This is a genomic window from Pseudomonas gregormendelii, assembly GCF_017114825.1.
Classification (GTDB): Bacteria; Pseudomonadota; Gammaproteobacteria; order Pseudomonadales; family Pseudomonadaceae; genus Aquipseudomonas; species Aquipseudomonas gregormendelii.
In genome coordinates this window covers 1-26,571 of the sequence record NZ_JADEVO010000041.1, presented here as the reverse complement: position 1 = coordinate 26,571, position 26,571 = coordinate 1, and the positions used below count along the sequence as shown (strand labels likewise).

General features: G+C 57.6%; 21 protein-coding genes and 2 pseudogenes. 13 read left to right on the top strand and 10 right to left on the bottom strand.

What is annotated here, in order from left to right; all coding sequences use genetic code 11:
* Window positions 1-296: 296 nt before the first annotated feature.
* Complete coding sequence (locus tag IMW75_RS22575) at window positions 297-1,784, top strand: sensor histidine kinase (protein ID WP_205893822.1); 1,488 nt, start codon at window positions 297-299, stop codon at window positions 1,782-1,784.
* Window positions 1,785-1,796: 12 nt separating this feature from the next.
* Here the strand turns inward: IMW75_RS22575 and IMW75_RS22570 are convergent, their stop codons facing one another.
* Window positions 1,797-2,483, bottom strand: a complete 687-nt coding sequence (locus IMW75_RS22570; RefSeq protein WP_045058425.1) for a response regulator — start codon at window positions 2,481-2,483, stop codon at window positions 1,797-1,799.
* Between the two features lie 312 nt (window positions 2,484-2,795).
* On the opposite strand from IMW75_RS22570, the gene IMW75_RS22565 reads away from it, so the two are divergent.
* The 7 genes and pseudogenes from IMW75_RS22565 to IMW75_RS22535 all read left to right on the top strand — a co-directional run bounded on the left by IMW75_RS22565 (window position 2,796) and on the right by IMW75_RS22535 (window position 11,258).
* Window positions 2,796-4,532, top strand: a complete 1,737-nt coding sequence (locus IMW75_RS22565) for a type I secretion system permease/ATPase (protein WP_205893821.1) — start codon at window positions 2,796-2,798, stop codon at window positions 4,530-4,532.
* Window positions 4,533-5,879, top strand: coding sequence for an HlyD family type I secretion periplasmic adaptor subunit (locus tag IMW75_RS22560; protein ID WP_205893820.1), 1,347 nt, complete (start codon window positions 4,533-4,535; stop codon window positions 5,877-5,879).
* Between the two features lies 1 nt (window position 5,880).
* Complete coding sequence (locus tag IMW75_RS22555; protein ID WP_205893819.1) at window positions 5,881-7,224, top strand: TolC family outer membrane protein; 1,344 nt, start codon at window positions 5,881-5,883, stop codon at window positions 7,222-7,224.
* A pseudogene (locus tag IMW75_RS22550) lies at window positions 7,197-7,625 on the top strand (BON domain-containing protein); the annotation flags it as partial. The gene IMW75_RS22555 and the pseudogene IMW75_RS22550, both read left to right, overlap by 28 nt.
* A gap of 263 nt (window positions 7,626-7,888) precedes the next feature.
* Window positions 7,889-8,569 carry a response regulator transcription factor gene (locus IMW75_RS22545; protein ID WP_045058429.1) on the top strand — a complete coding sequence of 227 codons (681 nt, stop codon included), beginning with the start codon at window positions 7,889-7,891 and terminating at the stop codon, window positions 8,567-8,569.
* Window positions 8,547-9,932 (top strand): sensor histidine kinase, encoded by a 1,386-nt coding sequence (locus tag IMW75_RS22540; protein ID WP_205893818.1) that lies wholly within the window; start codon window positions 8,547-8,549, stop codon window positions 9,930-9,932. Before IMW75_RS22545 ends, IMW75_RS22540 begins: the two co-directional genes overlap by 23 nt.
* 219 nt (window positions 9,933-10,151) lie before the next feature.
* Entirely contained in the window at window positions 10,152-11,258 is a 1,107-nt protein-coding gene (locus tag IMW75_RS22535) for a D-alanyl-D-alanine carboxypeptidase family protein (RefSeq protein ID WP_237142314.1), read from the top strand.
* 360 nt (window positions 11,259-11,618) lie between these two features.
* Here IMW75_RS22535 and IMW75_RS22530 read toward each other — a convergent pair whose 3' ends face one another.
* The 6 genes from IMW75_RS22530 to pstS form a co-directional block, all read right to left on the bottom strand.
* On the bottom strand, window positions 11,619-12,257 hold the full coding sequence (locus IMW75_RS22530; RefSeq protein ID WP_205893816.1) for a hypothetical protein: 639 nt from the start codon (window positions 12,255-12,257) through the stop codon (window positions 11,619-11,621).
* A complete protein-coding gene (locus IMW75_RS22525; protein WP_205893815.1) occupies window positions 12,257-12,955 on the bottom strand; it encodes a hypothetical protein in 699 nt (232 codons plus the stop codon). Before IMW75_RS22525 ends, IMW75_RS22530 begins: the two co-directional genes overlap by 1 nt.
* Window positions 12,956-13,062: 107 nt before the next feature.
* Window positions 13,063-13,824: a phosphate ABC transporter ATP-binding protein PstB gene (gene pstB, locus IMW75_RS22520; protein WP_218171024.1), complete on the bottom strand. Its 762-nt coding sequence runs from the start codon at window positions 13,822-13,824 to the stop codon at window positions 13,063-13,065.
* 76 nt (window positions 13,825-13,900) lie between these two features.
* Window positions 13,901-14,794 (bottom strand): phosphate ABC transporter permease PstA, encoded by an 894-nt coding sequence (gene pstA / locus IMW75_RS22515; protein ID WP_045058661.1) that lies wholly within the window; start codon window positions 14,792-14,794, stop codon window positions 13,901-13,903.
* Window positions 14,794-15,759 carry a phosphate ABC transporter permease subunit PstC gene (gene pstC / locus IMW75_RS22510; RefSeq protein ID WP_045058437.1) on the bottom strand — a complete coding sequence of 322 codons (966 nt, stop codon included), beginning with the start codon at window positions 15,757-15,759 and terminating at the stop codon, window positions 14,794-14,796. The genes pstA and pstC overlap by 1 nt, the downstream gene beginning before the upstream one ends.
* A gap of 74 nt (window positions 15,760-15,833) precedes the next feature.
* On the bottom strand, window positions 15,834-16,862 hold the full coding sequence (gene pstS / locus IMW75_RS22505) for a phosphate ABC transporter substrate-binding protein PstS (protein ID WP_045058438.1): 1,029 nt from the start codon (window positions 16,860-16,862) through the stop codon (window positions 15,834-15,836).
* Between the two features lie 185 nt (window positions 16,863-17,047).
* Between pstS and ppk2 the strand changes: the two genes are divergently transcribed.
* From ppk2 to IMW75_RS22485, 4 genes are all read left to right on the top strand, one after another.
* Window positions 17,048-17,965 (top strand): polyphosphate kinase 2, encoded by a 918-nt coding sequence (ppk2, locus tag IMW75_RS22500; protein WP_205893813.1) that lies wholly within the window; start codon window positions 17,048-17,050, stop codon window positions 17,963-17,965.
* Window positions 17,966-18,333: 368 nt separating this feature from the next.
* On the top strand, window positions 18,334-19,248 hold the full coding sequence (locus IMW75_RS22495) for a serine/threonine dehydratase family protein (RefSeq protein WP_205893812.1): 915 nt from the start codon (window positions 18,334-18,336) through the stop codon (window positions 19,246-19,248).
* Window positions 19,249-19,566: 318 nt separating this feature from the next.
* Window positions 19,567-21,972: a membrane-bound PQQ-dependent dehydrogenase, glucose/quinate/shikimate family gene (locus IMW75_RS22490; protein ID WP_205893811.1), complete on the top strand. Its 2,406-nt coding sequence runs from the start codon at window positions 19,567-19,569 to the stop codon at window positions 21,970-21,972.
* Window positions 21,973-22,075: 103 nt separating this feature from the next.
* Window positions 22,076-23,374, top strand: a complete 1,299-nt coding sequence (locus IMW75_RS22485) for a carbohydrate porin (protein ID WP_205893810.1) — start codon at window positions 22,076-22,078, stop codon at window positions 23,372-23,374.
* A 126-nt stretch (window positions 23,375-23,500) separates the two neighbouring features.
* Here IMW75_RS22485 and salA read toward each other — a convergent pair whose 3' ends face one another.
* The gene (salA, locus tag IMW75_RS22480; RefSeq protein WP_205893809.1) at window positions 23,501-24,784 is read right to left on the bottom strand and encodes a salicylate 1-monooxygenase; all 1,284 of its coding nucleotides are present in this window, start codon (window positions 24,782-24,784) and stop codon (window positions 23,501-23,503) included.
* A gap of 215 nt (window positions 24,785-24,999) precedes the next feature.
* Here salA and IMW75_RS27030 point away from each other — a divergent pair.
* Window positions 25,000-25,167, top strand: a pseudogene (locus IMW75_RS27030) (aromatic ring-hydroxylating dioxygenase subunit alpha); the annotation flags it as partial.
* A gap of 81 nt (window positions 25,168-25,248) precedes the next feature.
* Here IMW75_RS27030 and IMW75_RS22475 read toward each other — a convergent pair.
* Together IMW75_RS22475 and IMW75_RS22470 are read right to left on the bottom strand one after the other, a co-directional pair.
* Window positions 25,249-25,866, bottom strand: coding sequence for a dTMP kinase (locus tag IMW75_RS22475; protein ID WP_205893808.1), 618 nt, complete (start codon window positions 25,864-25,866; stop codon window positions 25,249-25,251).
* 316 nt (window positions 25,867-26,182) lie between these two features.
* The gene (locus tag IMW75_RS22470; RefSeq protein ID WP_205893807.1) at window positions 26,183-26,431 is read right to left on the bottom strand and encodes a CsbD family protein; all 249 of its coding nucleotides are present in this window, start codon (window positions 26,429-26,431) and stop codon (window positions 26,183-26,185) included.
* Window positions 26,432-26,571 lie beyond the last annotated feature (140 nt).

Sequence of the window (26,571 nt, the reverse complement as noted above, 5' to 3'; positions counted from 1 at the left end):
AAATCGCTTTTTTCGTCACCTAAAGCATCGGGGAGGCCAACGAAAACCGATAGATGCGAAGGTCCAATCAAGAATCGGGACCTTCGTCGCAGGCGCACACTCGACTTTGGTCGCCCCTGAAGAGTGAATCGCCCCAGATTGGACAGGTCGCTACACGCCCTGCAACAGGCCGTCGCCTGTTGCACCGAATGTCCATCTATAGTGAGGCTGTTCGTATAGGCAGTTGGACCATGGCACTCTGCGGTTGATGCACTGTTTTACCACCCACGGCGAGCAATGATTGGGGAATTGAAGCAATGGCGAATGACTCAAACGCCCACTCGGAAAGAGAGACATTTATCGCCGAACAGGGTGAGACGCCGGACGGCCCGATACCGGTCTCCGATAGTGGTCGGCATGCCAACCTGCGCAGCCGACTGATGGATCAGATACGCAAGCTAAGCCGCTCTACGCAGTTCGTGATGGTCGCCGCACTAATCCTGGGGCTTACCATGTTTTTTGTCGGCGAGCTGGTCAGTGAGCGCATAGAAAGGGCCGCCGTACAAAGCGCGGCGGAAGCCGGCGCCCACTACATGGAGGCGTTTCTGGAGCCCTATGTGCAGGAGATGAGTCGCGACAACATCCTCTCGCCGCAAAGCGTCGGCTCCCTGGACCGCTTGATGGACAGCCGTTCGCTGAAACGGCACATCGTCTCCATCAAAATTTGGCGACCGGACGGCACGGTGGTCTATAGCACGGACAAATCCATCACTAATCGCAAGTTTCCGATGGAAGAAATTGCCCATGCACTCAAAGGTAACGTGGTGACCGACCTTGAGGACCTGACGCAGGAAGAGAACGAATTCGAGCGAAACATGAATGTGCCTCTCTATGAGATTTATGCACCGTTGCGCGAGATTTCCACGGGAAAAATCATCGCCGTAGGCGAGTTTTATGAAAAGGCCGACAGCCTGGAACAGGAGATCAAACGCGTCCGCCAGCAAGTATGGATGGTGGTTGGTGCCGCGACCATGGCGATGCTGACGCTGCTGTTTTTCCTGGTGCGAGGCGGTGACAAAATCATTCAACGCCAGCAGGTGGCCTTGCGAATGAGGTTGCAGGAACAAAACCGGTTGCATGATCACAACGCCACGCTCCAGCACAAGATGAGCACCGCGACCCAAGAGTTCTCACGGATTAACGAACTGACACTGCGCCGCATCGGTGCAGACCTGCATGACGGCCCGGCGCAGCTGTTGACCTTGATTCTGATCCGCCTCGATGACCTGGCCGAGACTTGCACGGCGGTCGATCAGGAGACAATGGAAACCATTCGCGGCGCAGCGACCGATGCCCTGCGTGAGGTCAGAGAGCTATCGCGGGGTCTGGCGCTTCCAGAGATAAACAACCTTAGCCTGCAGGATGAATTGCACCTGGTGGCACAGCGACACGAACAACGCACCGGCACCAAAGTCAAAGTCACGCTGGGGGCGTTACCCGAGGACGCGCCGCTGCCCTTCAAACTGTGTCTTTACCGGTTTGTGCAGGAGACCCTCAACAACGCCTACCGTCATGCCCGGGGCCAAGGCCAGGCCATCAGCGCGGACTACATGGACGGCCTGCTTCACATCAGCGTCAAAGATAGCGGGCCGGGTATGTCGGCTGACGCCATGATGGTCGACACAGCCGGCAGAACTCGACTGGGGCTCGCCGGTTTGCGCAACCGCGTTGAATCCTTGGGGGGACTGTTCAGCATCGATTCATCCGCCGACGGCACTGCGGTGAATGCACAGTTCAAGCTTTAGCCATGGGCTACCTTACATATCCATGTGATTACTCACTGCCCCGATGTGCAGGCGACCGACGGCCTCGCGCTCCCAATAGCGCCGCAGGGCTGTGACGGCCTCGACACGGTTGCGCACATGAAGCTTCTGCATCACGCAGGTCATGTAGTACTTCACGGTTTTTTCGCTGATCAAAAGCTTTGAAGCCACTTCCTTATTGGTCAGGCCCATTGATACTTCACGAATGATCTGCTCCTCCCGGTGGGTGAGGTCGATCTTACGGACTTCGGCTTCATGCTTTTTGAAGTTGCTCAGGAGCTTTTGCGCAAAGTCCGGGGTGATGTACGTTTCGCCCCTGGAGATCGAGCGTATCGCAAGAACCAGGTCCGGACCGCTGATCCCTTTCAATACATAACCGCGTGCCCCCGCTTCGAGCGCTGAGTAGGCGTCATCTTCGGACTCGGACACCGTGAGCATCAGGACTTTCACACCCGAAAGCTGAGTGGAGATGTAACGAACGGCAGCAAACACATCGCCCGGCATATTGACGTCCATCAGCATCACGTCCGGTCTCAAGCGCAGTGCGATGTCCTGGGCTTCGTTCGCAGTGCTCCCCTGCTCTACGACTTGCAAATCCGTTCTCTTCCTCAGTGTGTTGGCAACTCCCTCACGCAACATCGGGTGGTCGTCGACAATGCCGATCCGAATGAAAGGGTTCATAACACGCTCCTGAAATGGTCAAGCATTCGTACTCCCATTGATTAATAGCAGGTAACCCCGGCGAACGCTGTGCACTGATCGAATGGGCGAACACCTCGGTGCCACAAATTAGACTTAGGTCGCACGAAATTAGTCCGCCAAGAAGCAACTTTCATCACTATCTACCGAAAGAAAATACGCAACCTGTTGTTCTTAAACACCGTCAAACGCGTCAAAAAAACATTGACGCGTAAAAACCGGGTCGGCGCGTCATCCGACCAACCGTCGTCCCCCTACGCTGAGGTACATACACCGACAGCAATGGACCTTCCGATGGACAAGAAAAACCAGCAGCGATCCGAGTTTGCCGAGGTGTTTTTTCGGCTGCGCCACACGTTCTACTCGCTGGCCGGATTCAGCGGTGTCATCAACGTGCTAATGCTGGCGCCGGCCATTTATATGCTGCAGGTGTATGACCGGGCGCTGGTCAGCAGCAATGTCACCACGTTGCTGATGCTGACTCTTCTGATGATCGGTTTGTACACCCTGATGGCCATACTGGAAGTCGTGCGCACACGGGTGTTGATCCGAGTCGGCAATCGACTGGACATGGCCCTGAACCATCGCGTGTTTACCGCCGCTTTCGAGCGCAACCTGCATCGCACCGGCGGTAACCCGGCCCAAGCCCTGCAGGACCTCGCGCAAGTTCGCCAGTTTTTGACCGGCAACGGTCTGTTTGCGTTCTTCGATGCGCCTTGGACCCCCATTTACCTTTTCGTCGCCTACTTGATCCACCCGTTGCTCGGGATGGTCATCCTGTGTGGTTCACTGATCTTGTTGGCCCTGACCTGGTTGACCGAAATCGCCACCAAAAAACCGTTGAATGAAGCGAATCAGGCCGCACAAATCTCGGGCACCTTTGCCAACAATAATCTGCGCAACGCCGAGGTCATCGAGGCCATGGGCATGCTGCCGGCGATCACCCGGCGCTGGTTCGGCAGCCACCTGCGGATTCTCGAAATGCAAACCCTGGCTTCCGATCGTGCAGCCTACATCAGCGGCCTCGCGCGTTTCGTGCGGATCACCCTGCAATCGCTGATCCTCGGCACTGGTGCCCTGCTGGCGATCGAAGGTTCAATCACCCCCGGCATGATGATCGCCAGCTCGATCCTCAGCGGCCGCGCGCTGGCACCCGTGGAGCAACTGATCGGCAGCTGGAAGCAATTGCTGACCAGCCGCCGCGCCTGGGCGCGGCTCAAGCAACTGCTGCAAGATTTTCCGCCCCGGGCCGATGCGATGAAGCTGCAACGGCCCCTGGGCATGCTCTCGGTGGAGCACTTGCACGCCGGGGCGCCGGGCATGAGCCAATCGATCCTTCGCGGGCCGCACTTCAACCTGTCGCCGGGTGAATCACTGGGCATCATCGGCCCGTCCGCGTCGGGCAAATCAACCCTGGCACGGCTGCTGGTGGGCATCTGGCCGGCGCAAAGCGGCAAAGTGAGGCTCGACGGTGTGGACGTCTACCTGTGGAACAAGGAAGAGCTCGGCCCCTGGGTCGGTTACCTGCCCCAGGACGTGGAATTGTTCGAAGGCACTATTGCCGACAATATCGCCCGCTTCGGCGCAGTCGACAGTGATGCCGTGATCGTGGCAGCCAAGCGGGCCGGCGTGCACGACATGATCCTGCGCTTTGCCCATGGTTATGACACGCCCCTGGATGTGGACGGCAACCCGCTGTCCGGTGGACAGCGCCAACGCATCGGCCTGGCTCGTGCGCTGTATGGCGAGCCGTCGATCATCGTGCTGGATGAGCCGAACGCCAACCTCGACGACGCCGGGGAAAAAGCCCTGATCGAGGTGCTTGAAGACCTCAAGTCCAGGGGCTGCACCACGGTGCTGATCAGCCACCGCCCGAGCATCCTCGGCACCGTCGATAAAGTCCTGATGCTGCGTGAAGGCAGCACACAATTGTTCGGCCCCCGGGACGAGGTGTTTGCTGCACTACGTCAAACCAGCGTGCTGCCGACCGTGGGCGCACTAACCCTTTCAGCTGTGCGCGGGAGAGAATAAATGGGCGCGTTGAGTCTTGATCCTCGTAGCCAGGAATTGGAACGCGCGGCGGCCAATATCGATGTCAACGACCACCGCCTGGCACGCTGGGGCGTGCTGCTAACGGTCCTCGGCTTTGGCGGATTTCTGCTCTGGTCATGGCTTGCACCGCTGGACGCCGGCATCGTCGCCACCGCAACGGTCAAGGTCACCAGCAATCGTAAGACCATCCAGCACCTCACCGGCGGCAGCGTCGAAGCGATTCTGGTGCGCGAAGGCGACAGCGTCAGCAAGGACCAGGAACTGGTGCGGCTCGACGCCACACAGGCGCTCTCGGAACAAGGGGTGGTCAACGCTCAGTTTATCGCCACCAAAACCATGGAAAACCGCTTGCAAGCCGAGCGTGACGGCGTGCCAGAGGTCATCTTCGATCCCACCATGTTGCGGCGCTACGCCGGCAGCGAGCACCTGGAAAATGCAATCATCCTGCAACGGCATTTATTCACCACGCGCCGCGCCGCCCTTGAGGGCGAGATTGACATCCTTCGCGAATCGCAAAACTCCGCCGAAGCACAGATCAAAGGGTTACAACACGTCTACAGTGCCCGCTCGACACAGCTCGGGTTTCTCAATCAGGAACTGATCGGGATCCGGCAACTGGCCGCCGAAGGCTATGTGCCACGCAATCGTATGCTCGAACTGGAACGCACCGGTTCGGATCTCAATGCCTCCCAGGCCGACAACCTCAATAACATTGCCAGGGCGCGAGGCCAGGTCACCGAAATCAAGTTGCGCATCCTTCAGCGGGGGTTCGACTATCGCAAGGAAGTGCAGTCGTTGCTGGCCGAAGTGCAGAAAGAAAACAGCGCCCTCACCGACCGTTTGAAGGCCCTGGATTATCAGGTCCGACACACGGTGATCCGTTCGCCCATCGACGGTATGGTCCAGGGCCTGAACGTCTCGACCATCGGCGGCGTGATCGCGCCCGGTTTCAAGATCATGGAGATCGTGCCGGCACACGAACCGTTGCAAATCGACGCGATGGTGCCGGTACAAGCGATCGACCGGATGACGCCCGGCCTGCCGGTAACCATCTCGTTCCCCGCGTTCAATCACGTGCAGACACCGAACGTTCCGGGTCAGGTGCTGACCATTTCCGCCGACCGCCTGGTCAGCGACGACAACAAACAGCCCTACTACCTGGCGCAAATCGAAGTGACTCCCCCCGGCATGGCCATGCTCGGCAGCAACCACATCCGCGCGGGCATGCCCGCGTCAGTCACCATCAAGACGGGTGAACGCAACATGCTCAGCTACTTGTTGAAGCCGCTGCTTGATCGCGTGAACAGCGCGTTCAAGGAGCAATGAAATGAATGGCACCCAATTCCGGCTCATCATCGCTTTTCTTGTTTGCCAGGCACCGGCGGCTCAGGCCCTGGACCTTCGCGAGTCCTGGAACCTGATGCAGTTCCAGGGCCCGACCTATCTTTCTGCCGGTCACGAACGCGATGCAGCGCTGGAAAACCGCACTATCGGTCAATCCGGGCTGCTGCCGAAAATCGGCATCACCGCCTTCGACAACCACATCAACGGCACGCAAAAGCAGCCGGATTTTTTCGGCAATAGCCAGACCAATGACCTGAACTACAACTCCCGGGGCGCGACACTGCAACTGCGCCAACCGCTCTTCAACAAGCAGAAAATGGCCGAGTATCGCCAAGGCGAATATCAGGCCGAGTACGGTGTGGCGGTGTTCGACGGCAAGGCGCAGGATGCGGCCGTTAAGCTGGCCGGGCGCTACTTTGACGTGTTGCTGGCCCACGAGACCGTGGAACTGGCGACGGCCAAACTCAAATCGTTCAATGAACAAGTGGCTTCGACCCAACGGCGCAAGGACCTCGGCGACGGCACCATCACAGACGTCGACGAAGCGGTGGCCCGTCGTGACCTGGCCCAGGCCGAGCTGATCGAAGCCGAAGACAGCGTGACCGTGGCACGGCGACTGTTGCAGGAATACCTCGGGCAGACACCCGATGAAATCGCCACCCTGCAAGACACCTTCCCCACGCCACCGCTGCAACCGGACAATCTGCAGGAATGGATTATTCGCGCGGGGACAAACAGCCCCTCGATCCGGGCCCGCCGCTTGAACGTCAACACCGCCGACGAAGAAGTGGCCAAGGCCAAGGCCGGTCACTGGCCGACCCTGGATCTGGTGCTGGGCTACACCGCCGCCGACAGTGAAACCCTGTCCACTCAAAACCAGCGCAACCGCTACAGCTCGGCTGGCGTGGAGCTGAATATTCCGTTGTACAGCGGCGGCTACGTCAGCGCCCGCGCCCGGCAAAGCGTCGCCACCCGGGATCAGGCCGAAGAGGATCTGAACGCCACCCGCGAGGAAATCATCTCTGGCACCACCCGGGAATTTCGCGGGGTGCAGAGCGGCGAAGCGCGCATCCGCGCCTTGGAAAAAGCCGTCAAATCCAGCGAGCGTTCACTCGACTCCTCGAAAAAGGGCTTCCTCGCTGGCTCCAGCACCAACGTCGACATCCTCAACGCCCAGGAACAAATCTACACCGCCCGGCGCGATCTGTTCGAAGCCAAGCTGCGTTACCTGCTGGCCAAACTGCGGCTGGCGGCGGATGTGGGCGCGTTGGGGGATGACGACATCGCCAGCGCCAATGCCTACCTGGGGCCGAAGTTGGCGTTTTGAACACCGCGGGGCTGTCGGCCGCTTTGTTGATTCACCTCAAGGATTTTTCGTCGTTCAGGCGCCTCAAAGGTGTACGCGCCGTCGCCGAAGGCGACATTAAAGTCGTCGTGCAACATGGGTGGATCGCCCTGGAAGGCGAAGTAGACTGGCAATACCAAAAAGAAACCGTGGAACGGCTCGTGCGCAAATTGTCCGGCGTGTTGGGCATCGACAATTGGCTCACTCTTCGTCCGCGGGTAGACGCCGGCGACATCCAGCGCAGCATCGAAGCGGCACTCAAGCGCAATGCCGAGGTAGAAGCCGACGGGATACACGTCAAGGTCCAGGGCGACGTGGTGATACTCGAAGGCCGGGTCCATTTTTGGCGCCAGCGTCACGTTGCAGAACGGTCCGGCTGGTAGTCTTTGCGGCCCATGTCGCGTAGGAACACACCAAGCCGAACGTCAGTAAAAAGAAAGCCAGATAAGGGGTCACATCTTTCATCCTTTCAGTTCGAGTGATCCGTTGTCGTGGCGAATATATCCGTGCTTTAGCTGGCGATGGGGTTAAGGTGGGTTAAGAAATATTTAATATTCGGCGGGCTCGTTGGTCACTAGGGTACGCCTGCATTGGCTGTCGACGTTGCGTCGGAGTCGCCCGAGTACAGGTAGCAATGGAGGAAGTTATGAGTTGCGCGCTGGTCATAGAGGACGACAAGGTGACGGCGGAGGTCATCATTGCTGAACTCCAACGCCATGGGTTCAGTTCAAGATGGGCCGCTACTGGACGAGACGGCCTTGCCCTGGCGATTGCAGGAGGTTTCGACGCTATTACCCTGGATCGGATGCTTCCCGACTTTGATGGACTGACGATTGTCAGTACGTTGCGTAGTCTGGGTATTCAGACGCCAGTCCTGATGATCAGTGCGCTTTCTGATGTGGATGAACGCGTCCAAGGGCTTCGCGCGGGCGGCGACGACTATCTGACCAAACCCTTTTCTGCTATCGAGATGGTTGCGCGTCTTGACGCGTTGCTAAGGCGCACCAGTACAGATGCAAGCCATCCGCAACTCAGTTGCGGAAACCTGCGACTGGACCTAGTCGAGCACAAACTGACGCGAAATGACGAACACATCCTGCTGCTGCCAACGGAATTCAAGCTGCTCAATTACTTGATGCGCAGTGCCGGCCAACTGGTCACCCGCACCATGCTTTTTGAAGAGGTCTGGGGTTATCGATTCGACCCGGGGACAAACATCATAGATGTTCACATCGGTCGGCTGCGCAAAAAAATTGAAGGCGATGAAGGGACCCCCGCCATTCATACAATACGCGGTGCCGGTTATGTCCTTGCTGCCAAAGACTGAAGAATGGCGCTCGTCCGGTAGTCGATTGATCGGTTTCTACGCCCTGTTTTTTGTGGCCTGGGGTGCACTCTTTACCGGTGTGTTGTACTGGGAAATCTCCCACTATCTGGGAACCGTTGCAGAGCGAACATTACTGCAGCGTGCCCATTACTATCAAAAGATCGATGATAAACAACTGGTGAAGGAACTGGCTGCCAGCGAAGCCTATTCGACACCCGGGATCGATGCTTACGGATTATTCACTCCCGAAGGACGGCACGTTGCCGGGGACCTGCTCAAACTTCGCTCCAGTTTGCCCGATGACGGCAAGGTTCATTATCTTGAGCGCGGACTGAGCATTGCGTTACCCGACAAAGAAACCAGAAGCAGTTATGCGCTGTTAGCACGCCGACCCGACGGGCATATTCTTATTCTGGCGCGTGACGGCGGCTCGATTTCTGCCGTGGGCGGGATTATCGAACAGGCCTTGATGTGGGGATTTTCGTTAACACTGATTCCCGGGCTAATTGGCTGGCGTTTGTTGCGACGCCGACCGTTGCGTCGTGTCAAACGCCTGCAGCTTTGTACGGAAAGTATCGTTTCAGGCAACTTGGCGGAGCGTTTGCCCTTGTCAGCCCGCCGTGATGAACTGGATATGCTGGCAAGCGCCGTGAATACGATGCTCGACCATATCGAGCAACTGATGCATGAGGTCAAGAGCGTCTGCGATGGGGTCGCCCATGACCTACGAACGCCACTGACCCGGTTGCGCGCAAGGCTATATCAGCTCCAACAATTGCCTCTGGACAGTGATCACCAACACACATTGAATCAGGCCCTTGAAGAAAGCGAATCAATCATGGTGCGCTTTCAAGGACTGCTTCGGGTTGCCGAACTCGACGATATCCGTCGCCGCTCGGCCTTTGCTCCTTTTCCGATCATGGCGCTGTTGCAGCAGGCACATGAGTTTTATGAACCTCTTGCATTGGACCGCTCTCAGACGCTGTCCCTGGAAATCACCAGCGACTTGCCCAGATTGTATGGCGACTCATCGTTGCTGTTCGAAGCGCTGGTCAACTTGCTGGATAACGCCATCAAGTTTACGCCGGTGGACGGGCATATCAAATTGCGCGGTAGCATAAAGGACTCAACGGTCATCATTGAGGTCGCCGACGATGGGGCCGGGATACCAGAGGCGGACCGTACACATGTCATTCGCAGGCTCTATCGAGGTGAGGCAAGCAGTATGCAACCCGGACATGGCCTTGGCTTATCGTTGGTCGCTGCCATTGTAAAATTGCACGATTACTCGCTGGATATCCAGCCTGCCGCCATCGGTCGTGGTACCCGTGTTTTGATTCACTGCCCGATGGTTTCCGACTGATCTACGTAATCATCGGTGGCCGAACATTAAATTTAACTTAATCCAGCTTAATTTGAGCCCCCCCGGCCCTGAGGGCTAGCTTGTCAGCAACTTCTGCTGACCCAAGGCCTTTTGCTTGTGAAATACCTGTTGTTCCGGCTCCTGTTAACCGTTCTCTGCGTAACAACGCCTTTTGCCTGGGCGAGCCCTGCTCTGGCTGACAATCCCACACGAGGGGCTATGATCCCTGCTGCGCCGAAGCTCGGCGCCAAAGCCTGGATACTCATCGACGCTGCAACGGGTACCGTTATCACCAGCCACAACAGCGATAAGCGTCTACCGCCAGCCAGCCTGACGAAAATGATGACGGCGTTTGTCACCACACGTGAGATCAAGGCCGGGCGTATAAAAGCGGATGCCATGGTCACGGTCAGCGAAAATGCCTGGCGTACCGGCGGCTCACGGATGTTTCTCGACCCCGGCAGTTCTGTTTCGGTTCACGACTTACTCAGCGGTGTGATCATCGACTCTGGTAACGACGCAAGCGTTGCTCTCGCCGAACATGTGGCCGGAAGCGAAGGCGTCTTCGTCCGAATGATGAATACGACTGCCAATGCACTGGGAATGAGCAATACGCACTTCATGAACTCCACTGGGCTGCCTGAGCGCGAGCATTATTCATCGGCCCGAGACATGGCCACATTGGCTCGGGCGATCATCAGTGAAGGTGCTTACTCCTACGGGCTGTACGCCAAGAAACACTTCACCTGGAATGGAATACGGCAAGCCAATCGCAACCTTCTGTTATGGCGTGACGCAAGCTTCGACGGATTGAAAACCGGCCATACCGACGCAGCAGGTTATTGCCTGGTCGCTTCCTCTCATCGGAGCGGGCGGCGTTTGATCAGTGTGATCCTTGGCGCAAGCAGCACACATAAACGCACTGCAGAAACGGAAAAACTCATGGGTTACGGCTTTCGTTTCTACGATACCCAAACCTACAAAAGAGCCGGGAAAATACTCATGTGGTCTGCGCTCTGGAAAGGTAAAGAACGATCGATCGCCGTGGGGTTGCTGGACGATATGACCCTCACCTTACCCAAGAATAAAAATCGAGAATTAGAGACACGCATGGAAATTGATGGACCGCTCGAAGCGCCTATCGCTATTGGGGCCGTCGTTGGAAGACTGGAACTGTACGATGCTGGGCAAAAGCTCGGAAGCCAACCATTGATAGCACTTGAAAACGGGGAGCCAGGCAACTGGTGGAAACGTTGGTGGGACACAATGCATCTATTTTTTACCAAAACGATCCGCGACTGGTTCGATGAGACTGAGATTGCCTGACTAATTCCATCGAGAAGTTGCAGAAATGGTAGAAATGGACTGGAAGGATTATTGCAAACTGAATGGGGTAAACGAGTACTCGTCCCAGCCCCATATTCCAATTTCACGCCTCATGGACCGAACTATCGTGAGTGAATGTCTAGATAACGGGTGTTTATCCTCGTTCCGCGGCTAATCACAGCTCAATGGCCAAGCAGGCCCGTGAATGGACAGCCTCTTTTGCTTGGTTGTAAGCGTCCAGCCATCCCACCTTTACGATCTATTGGACGGCAAGGTCTATGGCAGGAGTGTTGACACACGCCCTACTGCCCCACCCAAGATGCTGCTGTGAATGATCCAGATAACTCAGACGTTTCGACGTCAGGAGGAATAAACTTGCGAGGGTTGTTGCGCTGGTTCCTTATGCCTGAGCGGTTGCTGCCTAGCGAGCTGCGCCTGGACTACAGCGACAGCATCCAGGACTTTCTGCGCCCAGCTCTCATCCTGCGGATGCACGACAACAACGCGAAAACCGTGGTCATGCCCTTCAATCCGCACGCCCTCGGAATCATCGACATGCAAGTCGATATCGAAAGCCGGCGGAAATTTCGAGGGGGCATTGGACAGGCCATGCGCTGTCAGAGCGCGACTATGCAGCACACTGTTGACCACGCCGTCGACGCGGATGCCGTACAGCAATAGCCAACGCCTGATGTAGGACGGAGTACGACCGGACGAGGTGTAGACCCAGATACTGCAGCCCTGGCGACGTAATTCCTGGGTCAGGGAGCGTGTTCCGATACGCAACGGTTCACCCAGCCAACGATGAACACAGCCAGGCAGCCGGCTGGCCTCGACCGCGCAATGGTGAAGTTGGCAGGCCAGGGTGTCATCGATATCGAACGAAATTCGTATGCGCTGACGCCTGAATAACTGCAACGGGATGGCACACCGGATGGCTTGCCATACCCGGCTGCCGGAAGCTCGGCATTTAGTAGCGAGCATTGGATTCCAGCTCATCAGTGACCCTCCTGGTAGAGGGGCAAGGGCTTGTCTTTAAGAAAAAATTTCATTGGATCAGGCGCCTGTTCTTCCAGGAAGGCTGCATATTTTTTCTTGATCTTGGGCAATTCGTACAACGCCTTGACTCCATGCTTGGCAGAGTTGCGTATGACCGATGACGGGTTGAAGTAGCCCTCGGCGTTTTCCAGCGTCAGCACGAACGGCGGCAAACCTGCACGCATGAGCAAATAGCTGACGATAAGCGACCCGCTGCGGTTGTTACCTTCAATGAACAATTGCGGCTTGCTGAGGATTCGGACATACACACCGGCCGCGCGCTTCCACACGGACTCACTGCGATAGGCGCAATACCAGTTGTACAAATCCTTTATCCCCCCCTCAACATTGTTGAAGAAGTGTTCCTCGGTCGCCGCAAGGTGCTGAGCGTATTCATGCCGGCGCGCCGGGTTTCGGCCGCACAAAACGGTGGCATTGATCTCCAGCATCAGGTTCAGTTGCTGCAGGTCGAACAGGTCCACGCCATGTGCGACATAGTCATCGATCAGCGCATAGCCTTCGAGCACATTCTGCAACACCTCGTCGGTCAAGGGATCACGCGGCTCGGTAAAGTGCCGGCTGAGCTCGGAAAAACGGCCCTGCACCTTACGTAATGCGCGTTCAATCGCGGGTAAATCAAGACGACGCATTGCAGACATTGGCGATCCTGCGAAACGGTAGGTAAGAAACTAAAACGACCGGATACCAGCCAAAAGCGCTTTCTCGGCGCTGGAGAGGCATGCGGCCTTGAGCGGATGTGTGCTGCCTAGCTGAATTTGCCGCTGATGTAATCCTCGGTCATTTGTTCGCGCGGGCTGCCGAAAATCTGGGCGGTCGGGCCCATTTCAACCAGGTAGCCGGTGCGCGTTCCCTGGGAAATATCCACCGAGAAAAAGGCAGTCGTATCAGCCACGCGTATGGCCTGCTGCATGTTGTGGGTCACCAGGGCGATGGTGTAGTCCTTCTTCAACTCGACCATCAACTCTTCAACACGGCGAGTGGCGATCGGATCAAGCGCTGAACAGGGCTCATCCAGCAACAGCACTTCCGGCTCGGTGGCAATGGCGCGGGCGATGCACAGCCGTTGCTGCTGACCGCCAGAGAGTGACAGGCCGCTGACCTTGAGCTTGTCCTTGACCTCATCCCACAACGCGGCGCCCTGCAGCGCATGCTTGACACGGTCGCCCAGGTCACCTTTATAGCGATTCAGGCGCAGGCCGAAGGCAACGTTGTCGAAGATGCTCATGGAGAACGGATTCGGCTGCTGAAACACCATGCCGATATAGCGGCGCACGACCACTGGATCAACACCCTTGCCATAAACGTCCTGCCCGAGAAAATGCACATGGCCCTCAAAGCGGAACCCTTTCACCAGGTCGTTCATCCGGTTGAGGCTACGCAGCACGGTGCTTTTACCGCAGCCGGAAGGACCGATGAAGCCGGTGATCTTGTTTTTCTCAATTGGCACATGGCTGTCACGTACCGCCATGAAATTGCCGTAGAAAATCTTGTCGAGCTTGCAGTCCATGACCACCGGTGTCTGGGTAACAAACGGAGCGGCTATTTGCGCAGTTGATACGTTCAAAATTCAGATGCTCCCGTTCTCAGTACTTGGGCTTGCCGAAAATGCGGCTGAAAATATTCACGACCAGCACGATCATCACCAGCACCAGCGAGGCTGCCCATGCGAGCTCCAACTGGTTGTCGAAGGGCATGCCGGAGAAGTTGTAAATCAGCACGGCAAGCGATGCCGTCGGATTCATCACCGCCAGGCTGCCGTCGTGGTAGATCCAGTAGTTGCTGAACAGCGCGGTAAACAACAACGGCGCGGTTTCGCCCGCAGCGCGTGCCACGGCCAGCATCACGCCTGTGAGGATTGCCGGCATGCCGGTCGGCAAGATTATTTTCCAGATCACTTGCGAGCGGGTGCAGCCCATGCCGTAGGCGGCATCCTTCATGATCTTGGGCACCATCCTCATCGACTCTTCAGCCGTCAGCACGACAATGGGCAGCATCAGTACCGCCAGTGCCACGCCACCTGCCGGCGCCGAGTAGGTACCGGTGGTCATCACCACCAGGGCGTAGGCAAACACCCCGGCCAGGATGGAAGGCAGCCCCGTGAGCATCTTGGCGGCAAAGCGCGCGGCATTTGCCAGCTTGCTGTCGGGCCCGAGTTCAGCCAGGAAAATGGCGGCCATGATGCCGACCGGAACCGCGATGGCGGCCGCGATACCGACCATCACGAAGGTGCCTGCCATCGCGTTACCGAAGCCACCGCCCGTCTCGAAACCGGTGGGCGGCAATTCGGTGAAGACTTCCAGGCTCAGGCGTGCCCCGCCCCGCATGATCAGCATATAGAGCACGGAAATCAGCGGGACGCTGGCCAGCAACGCACCGGTCCAAACCAGCGTGGTCAACACCAGGCTGCGCAGGGCGCGGCCTTCGAACTTGCGCTGCAGGCTGGGGACTGCGGTTATAGCGGACGTGAGGTCAGTCATCATTTGTTACCCCGCTGGGCGTAGAGCATGATCATGGAACCGAGGACGTTCACCAGCAGCGTGATGAACATCAGCACCAGAGCTGCATACATCAACACCTCAATCTCGTTGGGCCCGGCTTCGGGGAAGTTCAGCGCCAACAAGGCTGCCAGGGTATTAGCTGGAGCAAACAGAGAAAGCGAAATATTGTTCGCGTTGCCCACCAGCATGGCCAGCGCCATGGTTTCACCCAGCGCACGACCCAGGCCGAGGACCAGGGAGCCGAAAATACCGGTCGCCGCGGAGGGCACCATCACTTTAAGAATTGCTTCCCAATGGGTGGTCCCCATGCCGTAGGCGGCCTGTTTGGTTTTCATCGGTACGCCGGTGAGGGCGTCCTGCGAAACGGCAGCGATGGTCGGCAGAATCATGATGGCCAGTACCAACGCCGCAGGCAGCAGCCCCGGCCCACTCAAGGACGTGCCGAAAAAAGGAATCCAACCCAGTTCGCTGTTCAACCACGCCGTGAGAGGGCGGATCGCCGGTATCACCACGTAAATCCCCCACAAGCCATAAACGACGCTGGGGATGGCCGCGAGTAACTCGACGATAGTGCGAAACACGGCCGCCAATTTCGCCGGCAGGAAATCCTGGGTGAGGAAAATCGCCATGCTGACGCCGAAAACGCCTGCGATCAGCAACGCGATCAGGGCGCTGTAGAGCGTGCCCCAAATGGCCGGCAGAATGCCGTACTTGCCTTGGTTAACGTCCCAGACGCTGCCGAAGATGACGTCAAAACCGTGCTTCTCCATGCCTGGAAGGGCCTTGCGTCCCACCTCGAACACCAAGGCGAAGACCAACGCCAGAATCAGAACCACCCCTATTCGCGCAAGCGCACGGAAGGTGCGATCAACCAGGAAATCCTTCGTAGAGGGCGGCTGACAGGCGGAACCCGGGTTAACCGGTACGACAAAAGGTGTGTTCATTGGCTAATTCCGGAACAAGGGGGGAACGCTCCCGGCATGGCTGACAACCCATGCCGAGAGCGACCTGGCGAGCCTTACTGGATGTTGGCGGAAGCTTTGCGAACTTGATCGACAACCGACTGAGGCAATGGGATGTAGCCCATCGAATCGGCGATCTTCTGACCTTCAGTCAGGCTGTACTCAACCATCTCGCGCATGGCCTTGGCTTTAGCCGGGTTGCCGTTGTCCTTGCGGAAGATCATCCAGGTGTAGGAAGTGATCGGGTAGGAATTCGCGCCATCCGGATCCGGCAACCAGGCCACCAGGCTTTCCGGCATTTTCACCGCAGCCAGGGCTTCGGCGCCGCTTTCGGCGTTTGGAACCACGTACTTGCCGGCCTTGTTCTGCAGTTGGGCAAAGTCAACCTTGGCCAGTTTGGCGAAGCCGTACTCAATGTAGCCAATCGCGCCCGGGGTTTGGCGAACAGTGGCGGTCACGCCATCGTTTTTCGGCGATTTGATGAATTTGTCGCTGGCAGGCCAGTTGACGGTGTTGCCTTCGCCCAAGTCTTTCTGGAACTCAGCGTTGATCGCTGCCAAGTGCTTGGTGAATACAGCCGTGGTACCGCTGGAGTCTGCACGCACCACTACGGTGATCGGCATGTCAGGCAGTTTCAGGCCCGGGTTGGCGGCGGCGATCTTCGGATCGTTCCACTTGGTGATCTTGCCCAGGAAGATGTTGGAGTAAACATCGCGAGGCAGCTTGAGCTCTTTAGGATTGCCCGGCAGGTTGAACGCCAGAACAATTTCACCGGCCGTCATCGGCAGCAATTGCACGCCTTCGGCAACCTTGGCGATGTCTTCGCCTTTCATCGCCGAGTCGCTGGCGGCGAAGTCGACGGTCTTGTTCAGGAAGTCCTGTACACCCGCACCGCTCCCCTTGGACTGGTAGTCAACCGTGACGCCTTCGGTTTTCTTGCTGAAATCCTTGAACCAGGTGAGGTAGATCGGGGCAGGGAAACTCGCACCGGAACCAGTCAGGCGGACGCTCTCGGCAGCAAACACCGACGTGGCACTGAGAGAAACCGCAACGGCGAGTGCAGCAGACTTCATCAGACGTTTCATTCAGGAAAATCCTTGTGATTTCGGGCTCGGCAACTCTGCAACAAACTTGTTACGGTTTTATGAAAGTGCAGTGGCAAAACGCCCGTTTGTCCCCCTCTCCTGTCGCAATCACGCCTTCTGGTGTCATTTGTCAGTAACAAAATGCGACTAAGACTTTGCCATCCCCCACCACGCGAGTTCCGCCCATGTCCTCTGTAGAAGACGCCTTGATGCAGCGCATCCACCGTGAATTGCTGGATCACAGCGATGAAGAGCTGGAACTGGAATTATCCGAAGACGGCCATGACCTGAACGCGCTGTTTGATGAGCACGTCGGCGAAAGCAGCGAAAAAGCCGCCCGCAGGATTTACTTCAGCGAACTGTTCCGCTTGCAGGGCGAACTGGTGAAATTGCAAAGCTGGGTGGTCAAGACCGGCCACAAAGTGGTGATCCTGTTCGAAGGACGCGATGCTGCTGGCAAAGGTGGTGTCATCAAGCGCATCACCCAGCGACTCAATCCTCGGGTATGCCGCGTCGCTGCCCTGCCTGCACCCAACGACCGCGAACGTACTCAATGGTACTTCCAGCGTTACGTCTCGCACTTGCCGGCAGCAGGTGAAATTGTGCTGTTCGACCGTAGTTGGTACAACCGCGCCGGGGTCGAAAAGGTCATGGGGTTTTGCAATGACGATCAGTACGAAGAGTTTTTCCGCACAGTGCCAGAGTTTGAGCGGATGCTCGCACGCTCCGGCATTCAGTTGATCAAATACTGGTTCTCCATTTCCGACCAGGAACAGAGTTTGCGCTTTCTCAGCCGCATTCATGACCCGCTCAAGCAGTGGAAACTCAGCCCCATGGATCTGGAGTCCCGGCGGCGCTGGGAAGCCTACACCAAGGCCAAGGAAATCATGCTCGAACGCACCCACATCGCCGAAGCACCGTGGTGGGTGGTGCAAGCCGACGACAAGAAAAAAGCCCGACTCAACTGCATCCATCATCTGCTTGGGCAAATGCCCTATGAGGAAGTGGAGCTACCTGTGATCGAACTGCCTCAACGCGTGCGGCAGGAGGACTACTCCCGCAACCCGACGCCATCGGAGCTCATTGTGCCTCAGGTCTATTAAGACAGGCCTGGCTGGCAGGCGTGTGGTTGAACTGTGTTTAGCCATCGCTGCAATGTCAAAAAACGTCATCGCTTTGTCACTTTCCAGCAGTAATACTCAGGCTGTTCAACGCCTGCTGTTTTTCCGCTGCCACTCCAGGCAGCTTTTTTTTGCCTGAAAATCCGGGTAACAGCTTCGCCAGGTCGGTTAATGGGTCCCAGCTTTTTCAAGCGCGGTTGCAGCGCAGGCTGCCAAACTTTTTCCAGGGGGCGCGGATCAGATTCAACCTTTAGGATATTCGAGAAATCGAAGTCCAAGCATTGGCCCCGAACCGCGGCTGAGACGACAGCTTCAACCACCAACCTTCCTCGTATACTGGAATTGTGACCATGCCTCTGCATATCAATACTCCCCTCATCGAATCCCGACCACTCAGCGCTGTTGCAGAGCGTTCCGTTTGGCTGAAGATGGATGCTTTACAGCCGTGCGGATCTTTCAAGATCCGTGGCGTCGGCCACGCTTGCGAAACGCACCACCGTCATGGGGCCACGCATTTTGTGTCCTCTTCCGGAGGTAACGCTGGTCTTGCAGTCGCTTACGCGGGACGCCAACTAGGTATACCTGTAACAGTGGTGGTTCCCAAAACGACGAGTGAGCGCGCGAAGGAATTGCTGAACCTGGAAGGAGCGGAGGTCATCGTCCACGGAGACTCGTGGCAAGAAGCGAATGAGCTGGCGTTGACGCTGATGTCACCAGAAAAAGCATTCATTCACCCCTTCAATGATCCGCTGCTATGGTCTGGACATGCCTCTCTGATTGATGAAGTGGCGCAAGCTGGTCAGAAACCTGATGTGATAGTCCTTTCAGTCGGTGGTGGCGGCCTGCTGTGCGGCATTGTTGAAGGCTTGCAGCGAAACGGCTGGCATGACGTTCCGGTCATCGCCGTTGAAACTGAAGGAGCCGCGTCGTTCCATGCTGCAGTGGTTGCTGGTAAACCGGTTGAGTTAGAGCGGATCGAATCGATTGCGACATCGTTGGGAGCAAAGCGAATTTGCGATCAGGCCTTCCAATACACCAACACTCATCAAATCGACAGCGTCGTAGTGACCGACCAGGCAGCCCTGGATGCCTGCGAGCGATTTCTGTTTGATCATCGCGTACTCGTCGAGCCTGCCTGCGGCGCTGCGCTGTCCCTAGCCTACAATCACCACTCCCTGGTGCCGTACAGGAAGGTGCTGATTGTTGCTTGCGGGGGTGCGACGGCAACACTGGCACAAATTCGACAATGGATTGTGCAGCCATGATGCAGTGGTGCGACGTGAGTGCAACGACTGAATACGCCGACGTGCCACTCGCCATACGTCGGTTAATTATCGATGGTTAACGTCAGAGTCTGAAATTCGCACCAGTACGCAGTGGTCCAAACCTGTCGATATTCGTCTGTGGCCTGACAAATTTCAGACTTTCGCGGACGCCTCAGCAACCTTTGCAAAATCTCTGCTTCGCGCCCGTCTTTGATCGGGCGCGGCAATGCAACGAAATGCGCTTTCCCTGAAATTATGGTTTAACTAGATAGTTACCTATCCATATAATGCTCACATCATTTCAGCGGGATACTCAACGTGAAGCAGAGTCAACGCCTCTCGGGCATATCAAAATTCATTCTGGTCGGGCTGGGCGTGATCATCGCCCTGCTCGGCTTGGCACTGGCGGCAGGCGGCGTGAAACTGGTCAGCCTTGGAGGTTCCTGGTACTTCCTGGTGGGTGGGCTGGTGATGGCCACTTCCGGTCTGCTGATCGCTCGTTTCAAACTGGCGGGTGCCTGGCTGTTTGCTGCATTTTTGGCGGATACCGCCATCTGGGCCATCAGCGACGCGGGCCTGGTGTTCTGGCCGGTGTTTTCGCGCCTGTTCATGTTCAGCGCGATTGGCTTGGCCGTGACCTTGGTGTATCCGCTGCTCAAGCGGGCAAACGGCGGCGTTCCGGGCCGTGGCGCTCATGGCATCGCTGCCGTACTGGCAGTCGGACTGGCGGTGGCCGCCGGCAATATGTTCGTTGCACATCCGACAGTGGCCGCGACCGGCACAGGCCCGGGACTTACGCCGGTCGAGCCGGATAAAGCGCAAAAGGACTGGGCCCACTACGGCAATACCGAAGGTGGCAGCCGCTTCGCCGCACTGGATCAAATCAATCGCACCAACGTCGACAAGCTGAAAGTGGCGTGGACTTATCACACCGGTGACGTCGCCCAAAGTGATGGCAACGGCGCTGAAGACCAGCTCACCCCGCTGCAGATAGGCAACAAGGTGTTCATCTGCACCCCGCACAACAACCTGATCGCGCTGGACGCCGATACCGGCAAGGAACTCTGGAAAAACCCGATCAACGCGCAGTCAAAAGTCTGGCAGCGTTGCCGTGGCATGGCGTATTTCGATGCCACCAAGGCGATCGCTCAACCAGACAACTCAAGCATTATCGAAGCCACACCTGCCCCGGCAGCCAATTGCCAGCGGCGTTTGCTGACCAACACCATTGATGCCCGCCTGATCGCGGTCGATGCCGACACCGGTGAGTTCTGCCAGGGTTTCGGCAACAACGGTCAGGTCGATCTGAAGGCAGGCCTGGGTGATGTGCCGGACAGCTACTATCAGTTGTCCTCCGCCCCGTTGATGGCCGGCACCACCGTGGTGGTTGGCGGTCGCGTGGCCGACAACGTGCAAACCGACATGCCCGGTGGCGTGATCCGTGGTTTCGACGTGATGACCGGCGCCATGCGTTGGGCCTTCGACCCGGGCAATCCGCAGGATAAAAAGGCACCGGCAGACGGCAGTACCTATGTGCGCAGCACCCCGAACAGCTGGGCGCCAATGTCTTACGACGCGGCAACCAATACCGTATTCCTGCCGATGGGCAGTTCCTCCACCGATATCTATGGCGTGGAGCGCAGCAAGCTCGATCACACCTACGGCGCCTCGATCCTGGCGCTGGACGCCACCAGCGGTGAAGAACGCTGGGTCTACCAGACCGTTCACAACGACCTCTGGGATTTCGACCTGCCGATGCAGCCGAGCCTGATCGACTTCACCAAGGACGGAAACACCGTACCGGCGCTGGTCATCGGCACCAAGGCCGGGCAGATCTACGTGCTTGATCGCGCCACCGGCAAGCCGCTGACCGACGTTAAAGAAGTACCGGTCAAGGCGGCAAACATCCCTGACGAACCCTACTCGCCAACCCAGCCGAAATCGGTGGGCATGCCGCAGATTGGTGCTCAGCACCTGACCGAATCCGACATGTGGGGTGCAACGCCGTACGACCAGCTGTTGTGCCGAATCGATTTCAAATCGATGCGTTATGACGGGCTGTACACCGCGCCAGGTACCGACAAATCGCTGAGTTTCCCAGGTTCGCTGGGTGGCATGAATTGGGGCAGCATCTCCACCGACCCTGTGCACGGCTTCATCTTCGTCAACGACATGCGCCTGGGCCTGTGGATTCAGATGATCCCGTCGCAGAACAAGGCTCAAGCCGCTTCCGGTGGCGAATCGTTGAACACTGGCATGGGCGCCGTGCCGCTCAAGGGCACGCCGTATGCCGTGAACAAAAACCGCTTCCTGTCGGTTGCCGGTATTCCTTGTCAGGCTCCGCCGTTCGGCACGCTGACCGCCATCGACATGAAGACGCAGAAAGTTGCCTGGCAGGTTCCGGTCGGCACCGTAGAAGACACCGGTCCCCTGGGTATTCGCATGCACCTGCCGATCAAGATCGGTCTGCCAACCCTGGGCGGCACCCTGTCGACTCAAGGTGGCTTGATCTTCATTGCCGGCACCCAGGACTTCTACCTGCGCGCCTTCAACAGCGCCAACGGTGAAGAGGTGTGGAAAGCCCGCCTGCCAGTCGGCAGTCAGGGCGGCCCGATGACCTACGTTTCCCCTAAGACCGGCAAGCAGTACATCGTCATCACCGCCGGTGGTGCGCGCCAGTCGACCGATCGCGGCGACTACGTGATGGCTTACGCCTTGCCGTAAGCCGCTGTGCCCGCCTCGCTGGCAGGCAATCTCTCTGTGCGCTGCGCCTGCGGGTGCCGCGCCGCTTTACGAAATCATTCAAGATTGCACCAGGAAGTCTCCCATGTTTTTGGCTGTTCGCTTTTCCCATGCAGGCTGGCTCAACGGCTTGCTGCTGGGCCTGACCTGCAGCGCCACCCTGCCCGCCTTCGCCGACACCGATTCTAACCTTCTGACCCGCAACACCCTGACCGGTGATTGGGGTGGTCTGCGCCAACAAATGGATCAGGACGGCATCAAATTCACCGGCGATTACAGCGGCGAAACCGCCTACAACGCCGATGGCGGCCTGCACCGTTCGGCCCGTTACTCGCAGAACATCAAGCTCGGCGCGCAGTTCGACCTGAGCAAACTGTATGGCGTGGATAACGCCGGCAAGATTCAACTGACCATCAACGACCGACGCGGCAATAGCGCCTCCGAGGATCTGGTCGGCAACCGTCTGCCCATCCAGGAAAACTACGGCGGTCTCTACACTCGCCTGACCGAACTGAGTTACGAGCGCAGCCTGTTCACCCCGGCGCTCAACGTGAAACTGGGCTACATGGCCATGGGCAACGACCTCGGGGGCCTGGACAGTGGCATTCTCTGCAACTTCATGAACGCCGGTTTCTGCGGCCATCCGCTGAACATGTCCGGCGGGAGTGGCTGGACCAACTACCCCAACGCCCACTTGGGCGTGCGCGTGAAGTACGACCTGTCGTCGGCCTGGCAACTGCGCGTGGCGGCCTTTAATGTCGATCCCGAGAGCAACGGCAATTCCAGCCGTGCCTGGCATCCGGGCCCGAAAAATACGACCGGCACCGTGGTGCCGATCGAACTGGTGTACAAGCATGCCGGTGAGTTGCCCGGCGAGTACAAGGTTGGCTACTACTACGACAGTTCCGATGTGAAACGCATCGGCAGCGATAAAAAAGTGTCCGGCCGCGGCGGTCATTACCTGCTGGTTGATCAGGCCGTGTGGCGTTCGCAATCGTCCGAAGGCCGCAGTCTGCACGCCTTCGGCCAATACTCGGCGGCCAGCGAAGCGGCTTCACCGTTCAGCAAGTGGTACGGCACCGGCGTGGTGCTGTACAAACCGTTCGAAAGTCGCCCGCGTGACACCGTCGCCCTGGGCTATGGCCGGGCGGTGCCCAACCCTCGCAGCCGGGATGTGCAGCAGGACGCTGCGCTCGCCAATGGCGCATCGTTTCCGAATCTGGACAGTGCCGAACAGTTGATCGAGCTTGGCTACGGCTACCAGGCCACTCCCTGGCTGACGCTGCGCCCGAATGTGCAATACATCATCGAACCAGGCGCGTTTTCCGGGCAGGACATCGACAATGCGCTGGTGTTCGGTTTGCAGGTGAAAGCTGCGCTCTGAACGGGTCACGCAGCAATGTGCCGCAAGCACCTCCACCAGCCTGCCCGCCTGGATATCGTCCTGGTACAGGCTGCGTGGTACCTGGCACAAACCGGTGCGGCGATCGCCGCGAGAATCATGGCGTCGTTAGGCAGATGCTCGCCAACCTAACTGGGCACGCGCCTCTTGAAGGTCGGACTGCATATCGTGATTCCACAGCCAGTCGAAACGCTCGGCGAGGGTTTTGCCCAGCAGTTGTTCGTCATCGGCTACAACTGGATCACGCATTTCATAAAGCTCCCCGGCTTCCCATGAGGTGCGCTGCACACGGCAGGCACGTGGACGACGGATAGCGTCGTAAGCCGCCAGCACTGCTTGTGGCTGACTGTCCAGGACCTGCGGATCGGCGAGCAAGCGCGCCAACAGCCAGGCGTCTTCCAGCCCCTGACCTGCACCAGCGCCCTGGTGGGGCAACATGGCGTGCGCAGCATCGCCTATCAGCCCCACGCGGCCGTGCACGTAGCCCGGCAATTCATCGAGCTCATGCAGCGCCCAAAGAGTGGGTGCCGGAATGCATTCGAGCAGCACCTTTGCAGCGTCACCCCAGTGATCGAAGGCGGACAGCATTTCTTCCTGGCTGGCATTGCGCACCCATGGCGCATCGCTTGGCCAGGTGGGATCAGGGCGACTGCGGTCGGAAATAAAGGCGACGACGTTGATCAACCGGCCTTGTTTAACGGGGAAGGTGAGAATGTGCGCGTCAAGTCCCAGGTACATCTGCGGCACGTCAATCAAATGCTCATCGACCCCCCGGGCCCGGTAGGCTGCGCGCAGCTGTTCACTGTCGATCATCCCGCGGTACGCGCAGGTACCACTGAACCGCGGCGCCACCAGGGGGTAGCCAAGACCGCTAAGCACATGATCACGAATTGAAGACTTGATACCGTCGGCAGCGATCAGCAGATCGCAGCGATGCTCAGTGCCATCGGTGAACACCACGCGAGCCTGTTCGCCATCCTGCTCTACGCTGACTGCACGTTTACCGAACTGGGCGATTCCTTCGGGCAACTGGCTGGCCAGGGCATCGAGAAAGTCAGCACGGTGTACCGATGACTGCCCTACCCCTTCGGCCAGGCTTGCGCCCAGATAACCGGCATCTTCACCGCGACGCCATTCGAACCAGATGTCCTGCCAGGGGTCCTGAGTCTGGTCGGCAATCTTGCGGTAGGGTTCGGCAATACCCAGACCCGCGATGGCTCGAACGGCATTGGCGCCGAAGGAGACACCTGCTCCGACCTCGCCAAAGGCTGGTGCCGCTTCGAACAGCTGCACACTCAGGTGGGAATGACGGCACAGGTCAAGGGCCAGACCCACGCCGGCAATACCACCGCCAACAATACCGATGTGTAATTTGGATTGAGAAGTACGCATATCAAGTTACCCATGAGGCTGATTGTTATTGGAGTTACCAAATCATCGCCATCCGAGCGCTATTGATAAATACCGTAACTCCCATACATGCCATCACGACTGTGAATATTACTCTTCAGGACGAGCATTAAACGATTCGCCAGCAGTTGCGAACAACCCTTCGGGCTCGCGGTGCGACCGACTCCATCCTGGTCAGCGATGTAAGACGCAGGAACGTATTGATCCAGACGGCCATGACCTTTGATGAGGATAAGGTCGTTATCGAAGCTCAGTACCGGAACATGCTCGAGTTCGGCCCCAAGCCGATGGTAGACATCCATGTGGACGTGGGAGCAAACCGCGCACGCAAGATAATCGAGCAACTTCGCCAGGCCTCTCGATGATCAATCAAGAGTCGTCCAGAACAGCCACTGTTGAGCAGGTCTCACATTCTCATGAACACGAACCAGTGCGGTGAACTTCGCCTACGGGCATCGAAGGACTTTATGGATCTCAGAAACCACCTGCATCGTTGCGTCTTCGATCGTTCCTTCATTACGGCATAACACCCAGCCGTGATCTGCAACCGCTCGCTCGAACGCCTGGGTACAAGCGACCTGTTCTTCCAGCTTGTGGATCACGGTACTGCTCAGCCCACGCCGGCGTGCCGCGGCCCTCGCCCATGAAACTTCAGGGGCGGTGACAACCCCGACGTGCAGGTCTGGCACTTGCACGTTTCGATCAATGTTCAACTGGAGAATTTCCGCAAACGGGACGATCCGGCGAAACGCGGCATCAGACGGGTACCAGCGATCGATCAGGACGATGCTGCCTTGTGGCTGTTTAGCCAGCACATGCCGGGTAATCCAGTTACGGCTATCAGCCAGGCGCTCACAAACCTCCAACTCCAGATCCCGGGAGGGATGCCTGACGAGTTTGTTCACCAGGGCCATTGTTTCACCCCTGTAGGGATCGCTTTTTTTCTCGCAGAGTCGGATCACCATTTTGTTGTCTGCCCTCAGTACTTTCGTAACGGCCTCCAACAATGTGGTTTTTCCGGCTCCCTTGGGCCCATCCAGAGAAACAAACAGCGGACGATTCATTCTTCAAACAACGATTGATGTACGGTTTTTTTGCCCGTTCCGTTCGCTGCAACCGCTTGGCGCGACTATGCGAATCGAGTGGAGGGTCCTTGAGAACGAACACTCTAACTTAGTTTTCGGCCGACAGAACTCAAAACCCAGGGTCACAGTTGCCCACGAGCAGCGCTAAACCGAGAGGTTAGATGAGTAGGCCGTTTGCCTGCAAAGAGGCTAGCTAATCACCGCCCCCGCACCCTACTGACAGACAATCCCAGCGAGTACGAGGGGGAGTGAAAACATGAGGGTACGTTCCGGCTGAAAGTCCTCTACATCTGGCTCAGCGGCGCAGGAACCGACTCACCAAAAGCACCACTGCTGCACCTATCGCCAGTGCAGCAACCGGTTTTTCCTTAACAAACGTCGATACGTTGTCGAGCGTGTCGCCATAGGTTTTGGTCAGTTGACCAGCAACCTGGTGTCCAGCACCTTCAGCTTCAACCTTCGAATCACCCAACAACCTGCCGACCGCGCTCTGCGCCTTGCCGGCGAGTTTTTCTGCAACACCTTCGACCTGTTCACTCTTCATGATTCACCCAACCTGTAGTGGTCTAATGAAACCGGACACCCATTTAGGCGAGAATGCTCGCCAGATCGAGGTGTCAGATGACCAAACAACGCCGTTCCTTTTCCGCTGAATTCAAGCGCGAGGCTGCCGACCTTGTGCTC

Coding starts and splice junctions, on each gene's coding strand:
- pstS (WP_045058438.1), bottom strand. CDS start 16,862: ATGAAACGTCTGATGAAGTCTGCTGCACTCGCCGTTGCGGTTTCTCTC.
- IMW75_RS22555 (WP_205893819.1), top strand. CDS start 5,881: ATGAATGGCACCCAATTCCGGCTCATCATCGCTTTTCTTGTTTGCCAG.
- IMW75_RS22540 (WP_205893818.1), top strand. CDS start 8,547: ATGTCCTTGCTGCCAAAGACTGAAGAATGGCGCTCGTCCGGTAGTCGA.
- pstC (WP_045058437.1), bottom strand. CDS start 15,759: ATGAACACACCTTTTGTCGTACCGGTTAACCCGGGTTCCGCCTGTCAG.
- IMW75_RS22535 (WP_237142314.1), top strand. CDS start 10,152: ATGATCCCTGCTGCGCCGAAGCTCGGCGCCAAAGCCTGGATACTCATC.
- IMW75_RS22575 (WP_205893822.1), top strand. CDS start 297: ATGGCGAATGACTCAAACGCCCACTCGGAAAGAGAGACATTTATCGCC.
- IMW75_RS22530 (WP_205893816.1), bottom strand. CDS start 12,257: ATGAGCTGGAATCCAATGCTCGCTACTAAATGCCGAGCTTCCGGCAGC.
- IMW75_RS22485 (WP_205893810.1), top strand. CDS start 22,076: ATGTTTTTGGCTGTTCGCTTTTCCCATGCAGGCTGGCTCAACGGCTTG.
- pstB (WP_218171024.1), bottom strand. CDS start 13,824: ATGGACTGCAAGCTCGACAAGATTTTCTACGGCAATTTCATGGCGGTA.
- IMW75_RS22570 (WP_045058425.1), bottom strand. CDS start 2,483: ATGAACCCTTTCATTCGGATCGGCATTGTCGACGACCACCCGATGTTG.
- IMW75_RS22565 (WP_205893821.1), top strand. CDS start 2,796: ATGGACAAGAAAAACCAGCAGCGATCCGAGTTTGCCGAGGTGTTTTTT.
- salA (WP_205893809.1), bottom strand. CDS start 24,784: ATGCGTACTTCTCAATCCAAATTACACATCGGTATTGTTGGCGGTGGT.
- IMW75_RS22545 (WP_045058429.1), top strand. CDS start 7,889: ATGAGTTGCGCGCTGGTCATAGAGGACGACAAGGTGACGGCGGAGGTC.
- pstA (WP_045058661.1), bottom strand. CDS start 14,794: ATGACTGACCTCACGTCCGCTATAACCGCAGTCCCCAGCCTGCAGCGC.
- IMW75_RS22470 (WP_205893807.1), bottom strand. CDS start 26,431: ATGAAGAGTGAACAGGTCGAAGGTGTTGCAGAAAAACTCGCCGGCAAG.
- IMW75_RS22475 (WP_205893808.1), bottom strand. CDS start 25,866: ATGAATCGTCCGCTGTTTGTTTCTCTGGATGGGCCCAAGGGAGCCGGA.
- IMW75_RS22525 (WP_205893815.1), bottom strand. CDS start 12,955: ATGTCTGCAATGCGTCGTCTTGATTTACCCGCGATTGAACGCGCATTA.
- IMW75_RS22495 (WP_205893812.1), top strand. CDS start 18,334: ATGCCTCTGCATATCAATACTCCCCTCATCGAATCCCGACCACTCAGC.
- ppk2 (WP_205893813.1), top strand. CDS start 17,048: ATGTCCTCTGTAGAAGACGCCTTGATGCAGCGCATCCACCGTGAATTG.
- IMW75_RS22560 (WP_205893820.1), top strand. CDS start 4,533: ATGGGCGCGTTGAGTCTTGATCCTCGTAGCCAGGAATTGGAACGCGCG.